Origin of the sequence: Flavobacterium sp. N2038 (genome assembly GCF_025947185.1) — a bacterium.
GTDB lineage: Bacteria > Bacteroidota > Bacteroidia > Flavobacteriales > Flavobacteriaceae > Flavobacterium.
In genome coordinates, this window is sequence record NZ_CP110001.1 from 1438308 (window position 1) to 1450805 (window position 12498).

Annotated in this window: 13 protein-coding genes; 2 read left to right on the forward strand and 11 right to left on the reverse strand. The window is 32.8% G+C overall.

Translation table 11 applies throughout. The annotated features are described in order from the left end of the window. Positions 1-18: 18 nt before the first annotated feature. Both gap and lipA read right to left on the reverse strand, forming a co-directional pair. Positions 19-1017 (reverse strand): type I glyceraldehyde-3-phosphate dehydrogenase, encoded by a 999-nt coding sequence (gene gap, locus OLM51_RS06485; RefSeq protein WP_264553533.1) that lies wholly within the window; start codon positions 1015-1017, stop codon positions 19-21. Between the two features lie 101 nt (positions 1018-1118). Next, positions 1119-1985: a lipoyl synthase gene (gene lipA, locus OLM51_RS06490; protein ID WP_264553534.1), complete on the reverse strand. Its 867-nt coding sequence runs from the start codon at positions 1983-1985 to the stop codon at positions 1119-1121. Between the two features lie 327 nt (positions 1986-2312). On the opposite strand from lipA, the gene OLM51_RS06495 reads away from it, so the two are divergent. Then, positions 2313-3188, forward strand: a complete 876-nt coding sequence (locus tag OLM51_RS06495) for a M48 family metalloprotease (protein WP_264553535.1) — start codon at positions 2313-2315, stop codon at positions 3186-3188. A gap of 60 nt (positions 3189-3248) precedes the next feature. On the opposite strand, the gene OLM51_RS06500 is transcribed toward OLM51_RS06495, so the two are convergent. From OLM51_RS06500 to murB, 6 genes are all read right to left on the reverse strand, one after another. After that, positions 3249-3629, reverse strand: coding sequence for a PH domain-containing protein (locus OLM51_RS06500; RefSeq protein WP_264553536.1), 381 nt, complete (start codon positions 3627-3629; stop codon positions 3249-3251). Between the two features lie 110 nt (positions 3630-3739). Further along, positions 3740-4567: an energy transducer TonB gene (locus OLM51_RS06505; RefSeq protein WP_264553537.1), complete on the reverse strand. Its 828-nt coding sequence runs from the start codon at positions 4565-4567 to the stop codon at positions 3740-3742. 156 nt (positions 4568-4723) lie between these two features. Continuing rightward, positions 4724-5275: an RNA polymerase sigma factor gene (locus OLM51_RS06510; protein ID WP_264553538.1), complete on the reverse strand. Its 552-nt coding sequence runs from the start codon at positions 5273-5275 to the stop codon at positions 4724-4726. Beyond that, on the reverse strand, positions 5266-6372 hold the full coding sequence (locus OLM51_RS06515) for a glycosyltransferase (protein WP_264553539.1): 1107 nt from the start codon (positions 6370-6372) through the stop codon (positions 5266-5268). Before OLM51_RS06515 ends, OLM51_RS06510 begins: the two co-directional genes overlap by 10 nt. An 87-nt stretch (positions 6373-6459) precedes the next feature. Further along, positions 6460-7074: an FMN-binding negative transcriptional regulator gene (locus OLM51_RS06520; RefSeq protein ID WP_264553540.1), complete on the reverse strand. Its 615-nt coding sequence runs from the start codon at positions 7072-7074 to the stop codon at positions 6460-6462. A gap of 135 nt (positions 7075-7209) precedes the next feature. Further along, positions 7210-8223 carry a UDP-N-acetylmuramate dehydrogenase gene (gene murB, locus OLM51_RS06525; protein WP_264553541.1) on the reverse strand — a complete coding sequence of 338 codons (1014 nt, stop codon included), beginning with the start codon at positions 8221-8223 and terminating at the stop codon, positions 7210-7212. A gap of 246 nt (positions 8224-8469) precedes the next feature. Between murB and OLM51_RS06530 the strand changes: the two genes are divergently transcribed. Next, positions 8470-9300 (forward strand): hypothetical protein, encoded by an 831-nt coding sequence (locus OLM51_RS06530; protein ID WP_264553542.1) that lies wholly within the window; start codon positions 8470-8472, stop codon positions 9298-9300. Positions 9301-9312: 12 nt separating this feature from the next. On the opposite strand, the gene hisC is transcribed toward OLM51_RS06530, so the two are convergent. The 3 genes from hisC to OLM51_RS06545 form a co-directional block, all read right to left on the reverse strand. Next, positions 9313-10416, reverse strand: coding sequence for a histidinol-phosphate transaminase (hisC, locus tag OLM51_RS06535; protein WP_264553543.1), 1104 nt, complete (start codon positions 10414-10416; stop codon positions 9313-9315). A gap of 139 nt (positions 10417-10555) precedes the next feature. Further along, positions 10556-11617 (reverse strand): glycosyltransferase, encoded by a 1062-nt coding sequence (locus tag OLM51_RS06540; RefSeq protein WP_264553544.1) that lies wholly within the window; start codon positions 11615-11617, stop codon positions 10556-10558. Positions 11618-11813: 196 nt separating this feature from the next. Next, the gene (locus OLM51_RS06545; protein ID WP_264553545.1) at positions 11814-12491 is read right to left on the reverse strand and encodes a DUF2461 domain-containing protein; all 678 of its coding nucleotides are present in this window, start codon (positions 12489-12491) and stop codon (positions 11814-11816) included. Positions 12492-12498: the final 7 nt, after the last annotated feature.

Here is a 12498-nt window from a genome sequence, read left to right on the forward strand (position 1 = left end):
AATGCTTTTACAATGAATTTATGTTTTCCTTATTAGTAAAATTAAATCTATTAATCTTGATGAATAACCTATTTCGTTGTCGTACCAACCTACGACTTTAACCATTTTATCTATAACTGAGGTTAGTTGTGCATCAAATAAACACGAATGTGTGTTGCCAATAATATCAACAGAAACGATTGGATCTTCTGTGTAATCAAGTATTCCTTTTAAATTTGTAATTGAAGCTTCTTTAAACGCTTTATTAATTTCTTCTATGCTTACAGCACGTTTAACATTAAAGGTTATATCTGTCAATGAACCATCCGGAACTGGTACACGAATACCGCAACCTCCGATTTTTTGATGCAATTTAGGAAAAATTTTCGTTAATGCCTTAGCTGCACCTGTTGTTGTTGGAACAATTGACTGACTTGCACCTCTGGCACGCCGTAAATCCTTATGTGGCTGGTCATGAAGACTTTGGTCTGTTGTGTAAGAATGTATGGTTGTAATGTATGCTTGCTCGATTCCGCATAATTCATCAATGATTTTTATCATCGGAGCAGCATTGTTTGTTGTACAGCTTGCATTCGAAACGATGTCTTCACTTCCGTCTAAAATATTTTCATTCACACCTAAAACGATAGTTTTAATTGTGTCAACTTCTGATGGAGCTGAAAGAATTACCTTTTTTGCTCCCGCTTCCAGATGAGCATTTAACTCTTCATGTGTTTTGTACTTTCCAGTTGATTCAATTACAAAATCAATGTTATGTTTTTTCCAGTCTAAGTTACAAATACTTTTTTCATGAAAGAACAAAAAGCTCTTATTATTAACTAAAATACTTTCTTCATTATAGCTTACCTCAAAAGGCAAAACACCATGAATACTGTCATATTTAGCTAAATGTGCCATTGTTTTGTTATCGGCGATATCGTTGATGGCAACAACTTCAATTTCTGGATGGTTTAAAAGTAAACGGAATAAATTTCTTCCAATTCTTCCAAAACCATTTATAGCAATTCTTGTTTTCAATTATCTGGTTTATTCGTTTAATCGTTGAAATCGTTTAATTTTTTAAATCGTCTAACGTCTCTGCGATTAAACGATTAACCAATTAAACGATTAACCCTAATTTATAAAATGTGTTTTTGTGCTTTGTATGATGAGCGAACCAAAGGGCCACTTTCAACATGTCGGAAGCCTAATTCTAAGCCAAATTGCTCATATCTGGCAAATTGCTCCGGAGTAATAAATTCTTTTACTGGAAGATGTTTTTTACTTGGCTGTAAGTATTGACCAATCGTAACAACATCAACATTTGCATTGCGTAAGTCGGTCATAGTCTGGAATACTTCTTCTTCAGTTTCACCAAGTCCAAGCATAATTCCGGATTTAGTTCTGTTGATTCCTTTTTCTTTTAAATAACGCAGAACTTCTAAACTACGATCGTATTTTGCCTGAATACGCACTTCACGAGTTAAACGACGAACCGTTTCAACGTTATGAGAAACTACCTCAGGATTTGCCTCTACAATTCGGTCAAGGTTTCTTTCCATTCCTTGAAAATCAGGAATTAAAGTTTCCAGAGTCGTATTTGGATTCATTCTGCGGATTGCTTTTACAGTTTCAATCCATATAATAGAACCACCATCTTTTAAATCATCTCTGTCAACACTTGTGATTACAGCATGTTTTATATTCATGATTTTAATAGAACGAGCCACTTTTTCAGGTTCGTCCCAGTCTACAGTTTCCGGGCGACCCGTTTTTACGCCACAAAAACCACAAGAGCGTGTACAAACATTTCCTAAAATCATAAATGTTGCAGTTCCTTCACCCCAGCATTCTCCCATATTTGGGCAACTTCCTGAGGTGCAAATGGTGTTTAAGCTATATTTATCGACTAAACCACGTAGTTCAGTATATTTTTGTCCAATTGGAAGTTTTACTTTTAACCATTTCGGTTTTCCAGTTGGTATATTTTCAATGACTGTTTCCATATATCAAAATTCAAAACACAAAGATAATGAATGTAGTTTATTTGAGGTTCGTTTATATTGCATTTTGATATTGTACCTTTTTTTATTGATAACTGCTGTTTTAAAGATTGTTTTGAGAATATGTTAAAAAGCTAATTTTTAGAAATAGAACTAGTTCAAACGGTTTGTTTTTAGTCGCTTTTGGTATTTTCTTTTGTATTTGTGGTATTATATTGACTTTTAATCGTTTAAAATTTATATCTTTATTTGTTATAAAATGAGCTCATTTGAACGGAATTCATTTATTTAATGTAGTACATTTGTTGTTAAATTGTAATTAATATAGACATGAGAAAGAAATTTATAGTTTTAGGAGTTTTATTCGCAACATTAGGATTTACTCAAATGAATGCGCAGATTAATTTAGGTGATAAAGCGATGGGAGCTCTTCAAAAAGGAGTAACTAGTTTTACCTTATCTAATGCAGATGCTGCAGCTTTATCTAAAGAAGCTGTTCGTAAATTAGATTCAACCAATGAAGTTGCAGGGCCAAATGACGGTTATACTTTAAGATTAAACAGGGTTTTTGGAAAATATACTTCAGGTGAAGGATATACACTGAATTATAAAGTTTATAAACTTAAAGAAGTAAATGCTTTTGCAACTGCTGATGGAAGCGTTCGTGTATATTCTGGTTTAATGGATATTATGGATGATAATGAATTGCTGGCAGTTATTGGTCACGAAATTGGCCACGTTGCAAATAATGACACAAGAGATGCTATGCGTGCAGCTTATCAAAAAGAAGCTTTGATTGATGGAGTATCTTCACAGTCTGCAAAAATTACTGCTGTTACTGATAGTCAGTTAGGGAAAATTGGAAGCGCCATGGTAGACAGTAAATTTAGTCGTAAACAAGAATCTGAAGCAGATTTGTTTTCGTATAATTTCTTAAAGAAAAATGGTTATGATGTAAATGCTGAAGAATCTGCTTTCAGGATTTTGGCAAAAATGAGTGAAGGATCTGAAGCGTCATTTATTGATCAGATGATGAGTTCGCATCCGGATTCTAAAAAGAGAGCTGACGATGCAAAAAAGAGAGCTGAAAAAGATGGATTGTACAAGCCTTATGTGCAGCAAAAAATTGTAAATACAGCTCCTGCAACCAAAACAACAACTAAAAAAGCGGCTACAACTAAGAAAACAACAGCTAAGAAAAAATAAAATTTTGATTTAAAAAAAAAACGGCAAATTCTAAATTTGCCGTTTTTTTTATTTTAAGTCCTAACCTAAAACGTGATGTGCCAAAACTTTTTGAACATCATATACGTTTACAGATTTAGTAAATTGTTTTACAATACTTGGATTTGTTTCGCTTGAAACCCAGATTTTTAATTCGGCATCAAGATCAAAAGTGCCGGCAGTTTCAATGCTAAAACGTGTAATGCTTTTATATGCAATAGATTTATATTCTGTTTTACTTCCTGTTATGCCTTGTACATCAACAAGAATTAATCTTTTGTTGGTAAAAATAAAAGTATCACGGATTAGTTTAAAACCCATTTCAACTTGTTCGTTATCAGTTAAAAGCTGACCGTATTTTTTAAGTAAATCTTCTTGACTAACAGTGCCTGCATTGCCCATAAGAGCAGAAAATATTCCCATTTTTTTGTTTTTTAATTATAATACAATAGTTATTCTTTTAAGGAGTTGTAAAAGTAATTAAAATAAAAAAGCAGAACCTAAGTTCTGCTTTCTTTTAGTTATCGATTATTTTATTCGGCTTCTGTTTTTATTGTAATTGGAAGGTTGTATGCTGTTCTCACTGGTTTTCCGTTTAAGATACCCGGAGTCCATTTTGTTTTTAATGATTTTAAAACTCTAATTGCTTCTTTAGCCATTCCATATCCTGGATCCTTTTGTACTACAATATCGGTTATTGAACCGTCTCTTTCAATTACAAAAGAAACGTATACTTTTAAGGTTCTCTCAGCGTCTAGCTCAGGTCTTGTGAAATTGTTTCCTACATAGCTGTAAAATTTGCTCATTCCTCCTGGGAATTCCGGCATTTTGTCTAAAACTGCAGAATTCACAGGTTCATTAATGTTTACAGTAGGAGGAGCAACTTCTCCTGTACCACCGCCACTGCTTGGTATCGCATTAACAACATTTCCATTTCCTGTTGCATTTTCAACTACGGGAACATTTTCTTTGTTAATTGCAATTTCCTGAACAGCTTCGTCTGTATGGCTTACTACCGGATTTGTTAATTGACTTGAAGTTGTAACAACAGCTGGAGCACTTTCTTGTACAGGAAGTACTGGTTCTGCTTTTTGAGGTTCAACATACGGTTTTAAATCAACGGGTGTAATTACGTCGGGCAAAATATTGTCCGGAGCATTTTCTACAGGATCTACGGTCCTAAACTTATTAATCAGCATCGACACGCTTCCTAAGGCTGCCAACAGTAACAACCCCATAAATAGTGCGGTAATTGTTGTTTTAGAATTCTCCTGGCGTAATTGATACGCACCGTACTCTTTGTTTTTGTTTTCGAAAACAAGATTGGTCCACTTGCTTTCATAGATGCTTGATTTAGACATGATTTTTGGGTTTTAAGGTTAAGTAACTTTAAATCATACGCGATAAGGATTGGGTTTTTAGCAAACAACGTAGGAGTTGTTGTTTTAGTGTGTTAGATAATTAGTTTTTTAAGAAAAAATATGATAATATTTTAATCTATTCTTAAAGATAATAAATTATATGTTACGCTCAATGATTTCTGCTAATAATTTTTTAGCACGAAGTAATTTTACCTTTACGTTGCTTAAAGGCTCATTGATTTTTGTGGCAATTTCGTGATAAGACATCTCCTGAAAGTAACGCAGTTGAATGACTTCCTGATAATGTGGTTTTAATTCTTTAATGCACAAAAGCAAGCGGGATAGATTTTGATCTTTAATTAGTGCATCTTCAGCAGATGGAGTAGGGTCGGCAATGTTATATGCCTGTTGATCTTCACTATCGGTGATTTCAATAAAAAGACTGGTTTTCTTTTTTCGTAGTAAATCAATGTAGACGTTTTTTGCTATGCTGATTAACCAGGTGTTGAATTTAAATTCAGAGTTGTAAGTAGCAATTTTATCGAAAGCTTTAGAAAAAGTTTCTATAGTAATATCTTCTGCAATTGTTTCATTTTCAGTGCGTTTTAGCATGAAGCCATAAACTTCATTCCAGTAAAAATCTAATAAAAAAGTAAAGGCGATCTGATCGCCTTTTTTTGCTTTTTCTATTTTAGAATTTATTTCCAATGTACCGGTTTTGAAAAGATATTAGTTATAAAGATATTAATTTGTGTGAATATAAGCACTATCTCTACAACAGGAAACCAGATTTTAAGATCGTTTTCTTTTAATTTTCCTGCCGAAAAACCAATTACAGTCCATACGACAGTATATCTTGTTGCGAGTATTGCTAACACAGCAATCCATTGAAACTGGAATGCTAATAAAAGTATAACTAATAAAAAGAAGAATAATTGTGAGGTATAAAAAATACCCAATTGCAGTTTGTCAAAAAACTTATAATGTTCTGCAGTCGAAATATGTCTTCTTTTTTGAGAAAACCATTCTTTGTACGATTCTTTAGGTCTTGAATAAGTAAAACCTTCCGGAGCGTATGAAATTGTTGTATTTTCTTTGTTTGCTGCCTGATTTATAAACAAATCATCATCGCCAGAGCGAACCTGAATGTGGTCGATAAAACCGTTAACATTAAAGAATTCTTCTTTTTTATAGGCTAAATTTCGACCCACTCCCATATATGGAGCGCCAATTTTTGCCCATGAAAAATATTGTACAGCCGTTAAAAGAGTTTCAAAACGAATAATTTTATTCAATAAAGAACGCTCAATTTTTTCATATCCGCCATAACCCAGAACAATGGTTTTTTCTGAAGTAAACTGGGATGTCATTGTGGTAATCCATTCCTTTGAGGTTGGATAACAATCGGCATCTGTGAATAGTAAGTATTCTTTTTTTGAAGCTTTAATGCCTAAGGTTAAAGCGTATTTTTTATTGCCCCAGAAAGCTTCATTGTTTTGTACTTTTACCAAACGAATGTTTGAATATTGTTGTTCAAATTCTTCAAAAACTTCTAAAGTTTCATCGCTTGAAGCGTCATCAATCAAAACAATTTCAAAATCAGGATAATTTTGCTCCGCCAATAATGGGATAAATTTCTTGACATTTTCTTCTTCATTTTTTGCACATACGATAACAGAAACAGGAATGTTTTTTGGGTTAACGTCCTGAGGTTTAGCAAAAGCAAACTTTCCAAAAATACCTAAGTAGAAGAAAAGCTGAATAAAGGCAATAGCAATAAAAAAGTAAAATATTAATATAAGCATCTGGATTTTAGGTGTCGTTTAATTTTTTGAATTTTGCGAGAACAAAGGTAGCTATAGAATTTCTTATTTTCAATGTTTAAAACCGATTTACTTTCGGCATTTTGACATTTCTTTTGCAATAGCAATAGACTGAGGGTTTTCGGTTTTTTCTAATTCTGAAATTATGTTTTTATAATTATGATCGTCGCGGTTTTGTGAGAGTTTTTTGGTTGCCTGAATTTCTTCGATTTCAATTTCAAAGCCAAATATTCCTCTGGCTTCGCGCATTGTTTTGGTAGATAAATCTTCTACACGAACAGGATTTTCAGAATTGGCTTCATATTTATCAACCAGTTTTTTTAATTGTTCTACAGTAGTTTCATAATCCACAATCTTAATTTTGCCATAAACATGTACGGCTATATAATTCCATGTTGGTACATTTTCATGATCGTACCATGACGGAGAAATATAAGAATGCGGTCCTGTAAAAACAGCCAAAACCTGATCGTTTTCTTTAAAGCCTTCTGCTTGTGGATTTAGTTTGGAGATATGTCCCTGAAGAATTTCTTTCCCATCAGCATTTTTTTCTAATTCTATCGGAATATGTGTAGCGCATAATTTGCCGTTAGTCTGATTAATCAGAATTCCAAAACTATTCTCTTTTAGAAAAGTTCTGATAGATTCCGGATCTTCGTCTTTATATAAGTCAGGTGTGTACATTTTTTTTCTTTTTCAGTTGTCACATTGAGCGAAGTCGAAATGTTTTACGGTCGAAAAGGACTTCGACTTCGCTCAGTCTGACAGCTTCTGTTAAAATTAGTGAAAAATAAGTATAATTTGGGACTATTTTTTCTTCTAGATTACATTAACTTCCGCTTCTATTTGAATTCCAAAAGTTTCAAAAACTGTTTTTTGGACTTCTTTAGAAACGGCAAGAATTTCCTGTCCGGTAGCATTACCATAATTTACTAAAACCAAAGCCTGATTTTTATGCACTCCGGCATCACCAAAACGTTTTCCTTTAAAACCAGCCTGCTCAATAAGCCATCCTGCAGGAACTTTTACTTCTGTTTCAGAAACTTCGTAGTATTTCATTTCAGGAAATTTTTGGTGGATTTTTTCGAAATCAGATTTTAGTAGGATTGGGTTTTTAAAAAAACTTCCACTATTTCCTAATTCTTTAGGGTCAGGTAATTTACTTTGTCTGATTGCGATTACAGCATTACTTACATCTTTTAATGTAGGTTCTGTAATGTTATTTTTAGCTAATTCAGCCAAAATATCTCCATAAGAGGTATTGATTTTATGATTGTGTCTGGTAAGTTTAAAGATAACCGAGGTAATAATAAACTGGTCTTTTGCTTCATGTTTAAAAATACTTTCGCGGTAGCCAAAATTACATTCAGCATTTGTAAAAGTTTTCATTTCCTGAGTTGCAATATTCATTGCTTCACAAGAAACAAAAGTATCTTTAATCTCTGTTCCGTAAGCACCAATATTCTGAACGGGAGTTGTACCCACATTTCCAGGAATCAGAGACATGTTTTCTAAACCGCCAAAATTCTGATCAATTGTCCAAAGTACAAAATCATGCCAGGTTTCACCTGCCTGACTTTCGACCCAGACAAAATCTTCATCTTCTTTAATTGTTTTTTTTCCTTTTAAGTCAATATGAATGACCAAAGCGTCGATGTCTTTGGTTAAAAGCATATTGCTTCCGCCACCTAAAATGAATTTTTTTTCATTTTTGTTTTCTTCTAAAATTGTTTTTAATTCTGCAATTGAATGAACTGCGACAAATCGTTTTGCACTGGCTTCAATGCCAAAAGTATTGTGTTTTTTTAAAGAAAAATTGGATTGGATTTCCATAAATAAAAGGCTTTTTATATCCCCGAAATCTCGGGAAAATTCTGGAATCAAAAGTAAGAATTATAATTTAGTTGAGTTAGATTTTGGGAAAATATCGAGTTGAAATTTTAATTCCTTTTGTAACGCTTTTAGTAAGTTTTCTTAATAAAGAATTTTCAATTTCGTAATTCAATTTTTACATTGATCTCATAGTATTGCTATTTTCTTTTGTATGTTTGGCTCCCTTTTACTAACAAAACCAAATCGATGAAAGTAACCTTTAGAACATTATTTCTTTTAATTGTAATTTTTCAATTTCTCAGTTGTAATAAATCGAAAACAGAAACGGCAATAAAAAGCAGTGTAAGTAAAGACTCCATTAAGGAATCCAAACTTGCTGTCAACAATCCTGTAAAAGAAGATTTTTCTTTTCCGGTTGATAGTACTTTGCCAGTTAAAATTATTCAGTTGGAAACATTTCATAATGATGAAATTGAAGAAAATTATGATAAGAAAACCTGGTTTGGTCTTTTTAAAAACAAGAATGATTATTCACTTTCAGAAACCAAAGTGTTTTTTAAACGTGTAAATGACCCTGTAATTGATGATAATGAGGAAGATAAAACAGGTTGGGAAGTTAGTGCTTCTGTAAAAGATACTTGCGTAATTTTAATTGAGAAACTGCCTTATTTTATTGACGGAAATATATTAAGTGTCAAAATACCAGAGAATATTTATCCTGAAGAAAGCTTTAAATTTAATTTCAAAGGCATCGAATATACTTTGTTTGCAACAGGAAAAAAGAAAAAAGAATCACCAGATTCAGATTGGATTATAGTTTCGGATTATAAATTATATCTAAGAACTGTTGTTGACGGTAAGGAAACTAAAGAACTTTTGGTCGCCAAGAAAAATTTTGACGACCAAATGATAAGAATGATTTTTGGTGGAGATCTTGATGACGATAATAAATTAGATTTAATTATTGATACTGCTAGTCATTATAATGCTTCAAGCCCAACGCTGTACTTATCAAAACCTGCTGAAAAAGGAAAAGCAATTAAGCCTGTTGGAGTTTTTACTACCGTAGGCTGTTAAGTATTGTGGGCTTTATTTTATAGCGGCAATAAATTGTTGCATTTCTTTCAAAGTTCCTATGGTAATTCTGGTCCATTTTCCGTTTTCTTCATAAATTTTGGTTCCTTGAATATTATGATTTTCCAATTGCTTGAAGTAGTCTTTTTTATAATTATCTAAAGAGAAATAAACGAAATTGGAGTAAGACGGAATACACTTTAAATTTAGTTTTGTAAGTTGCTCAATAGTATATTTTTTTGCCTCTTCGATTAAAGAATGTACTTTTTGTATAAACGCTTCATCTTGTAGTGATGCCATTGCAGCTGAAGCTGATACAACACTAACAGATAAATTTGGAGATGATTTTAAAATAGAAAGTTCCTCGATTATTGATGCGTGTGCAACGGCATAGCCTACACGTGCACCAGCCAAACCGTACATTTTAGAAAAAGTTTTGGTAATAATTAAATTTTTGTTTTCGATAATCAAATCGCTTAGTGATTGTTCTTTTGTAAAATCGATATAAGCTTCGTCGACGAAAACAGTTGTTTTTTTAGTTGCCTCGTTTATAAAAGAGACTAATTTTTCTCTTTCGCAAATAGTACCTGTTGGGTTATTGGGATTACAGATGTAAATCATTTTTGTATCAGAATCGATAGCCTTTAACATTGCGGTTAAGTCATGTTTTTTATCGGAAGTGAGAGGAACTGTAATTTTTTTTATCCCTAATTTTTCAGAAGGAGCTGTCCAATAGTCAAAGGTTGTTTCTGCAGTTATGAAATTTCCCTTTTTTAAGGCAGTATATTGAAGAACCAAATCTAAAATCTCTGTTGATCCGGCTCCTAATAAAATATTAGCATCCGAAACATTGTTTTTTTTGGCAATAGCAGAAATTAGTTGCGGTAAAAAATCCCAGCCATAGCGATTGCTTAAATTGACACTTTTTGACATAGCAGTTATAGCTAGTGGAGAAGGACCGTAAGGATTTTCGTTTGATCTTAATAAGATAGGAGATTTGTCAAAATTGGGTAAAAAATATTCTTCTGTAGAAGGATTTGCAAATGTTTCAAATGGGATAATACCTAATCCTATTGTGCCTAAACTTATTTGTTTTAACCATTTTCTTCTATTATTCATATTACTTTAAGAATTAAATTAAACAATGTAACAAGTAATATGTCGATAAGATATAAAAAAAGTTACGTTTTGATTTTTCTTAAAAAAGTAAGTGATAAATAGCTGAATTATGAAGACAAAGAATTGTAAAACTTAGTGGTTAATTATTTCGTGTGTTCAGCAACTCATGATATTTATCTGAAATAGTTTTCATGTTAATAACATAATTAGCGTTCTCTTCTACAAATTTCCTGTTTCGAATAATGGCATTATTTCTGGATTCATCATTTTTAAATGACCAAATCAATTCTTCGGCTAACATTTCAATGTTATCAATTTTGATTAACTGACCATTTTCGCGATGTGTGATCCAGCTTTGGTTACCGGGAAGATCAGAAACGACAGGATAACAATTGCAAGCCATAGCTTCAAATAAAGAAGCTGAAACGCCTTCGGTAATTGGCATGCTGATATAAACATTTGATTGCTGCAGTAATTTTGGAAGTTCTGTATTGGGAATTCTTCCGGTAAAAATTACTTTGTTTTCAATTTGAAGTGCTGTGGCTAAATCTTTTAAATAGGACAGTCTTGTTCCGTCTCCTACAATTGTTAGCAAGAAATCAATTCCTTTTTGATGTAAAATTCCAAAAGCTTTTAAAATAGAATCGTGTCGGTATTCGGGCATTAACGAACGCGTTACGATTGCTTCAATTCTAGTCGAATTATTGGTTGAAGGTGTAAAAAGCGATAAATTGATTCCTTTCGGGAGAACTAAAACTTTATTCATGTCAACGCCGATTGCTTTCATGTGAATAGTCATTACAGGTCCCCAGGCATGAATTAAATGTGCTTTTTTGAAAGCGTATTTCTGAATGAATTTTTTAAAAGGGTATAAAGAGGAATCTTCCGGCCATAAATCGGTTCTGCCTTGTTGTGCAATGGCAATGGTTTTAGATCCTGATATTGCAGCAAGAAAACCGTAACTTGTGGTTCTTTCGGCAATAACCATATCCGGTTTTTCTTTTTTGATTATTTTTCGAATAGAAACCGGAGCAAAAAAATACTCTAAAATGCGTTTGAACCGATCAAATTTGGAGTTGCTTGGAGTTTGAAGTTCCCAGGTGATGATTTCAAAATCGCCAAATTCTTTCAGGCCTTTCATCCAGGTTATAGCGTCGGCACGGTAAGATTCTCCAAGAAAAAGTATTTTTCTTTTTTTCATTCGGCAAACTTAATTTTTTTTCGCCACGAATTCACGAATGAATTTCAAATAATTCGTGAATTCGTGGCGTTTTTTTTGAATTGTTTAGTTTTTTTGCCCCTCCCGATAGCTATCGGGATAAAAGATTTAAAATGATTTTTTAATCTGTGTTAATCTGTGTTAATCTGTGTTAATCTGTGAAATCTGTGGCGAAACTTTAAAATTCCTCAGTATCTAATGCACGATTTATGAATTCGTTTAATGGTTTTAAAGCGATTAGTTTTTGACTTATTTTTGAGACAAAATCTTTCTGAGTAACTTCAGAAATGTCATATTTTTGAGTAGCAGTGAAACTCTTTAGTTTTAAGAACTCAATTGCCGGATGGTCTTTTTCGTAACCTCTTGGTGGATTTTTAAGCGAATTACTTTCATTAAAATCTAAGTTTCCGAATTCTTTCTTGAAATTTTTATCGGCAATAATAGCTTCCAGGTCATCGTGGAAAAAAGCGATTTCTTTACGAACTTTTTTCAAATCATCTGATTCAGGCGAATAAAATCCTCCCGCGATAAAACTGGCTCCTTTTTCTATATGAACATAATACCCGGCACGATTTAGGCCTTTAATTCCGCTTGACATCCAAACGCCCAAATGTGCTTTGTAAGGTGATTTGTCTTTAGAAAAACGAATGTCACGATTAATTCTGAAGGTACAGTTTTTAACTTCTAATAATTCTAATGATGGATCAAGAGGTCTCATTGCGTCAAGAAAATCACTTACCAATTGATGGTAATCTTTTTTGAAGATTTCGTATCGTTTCTTATTATCCTGAAACCACTCGCGATTGTTGTTCTTTTTTAAATCGTCTAAAAATTGCAATGATTCTTTCGTTAGCATAATTATC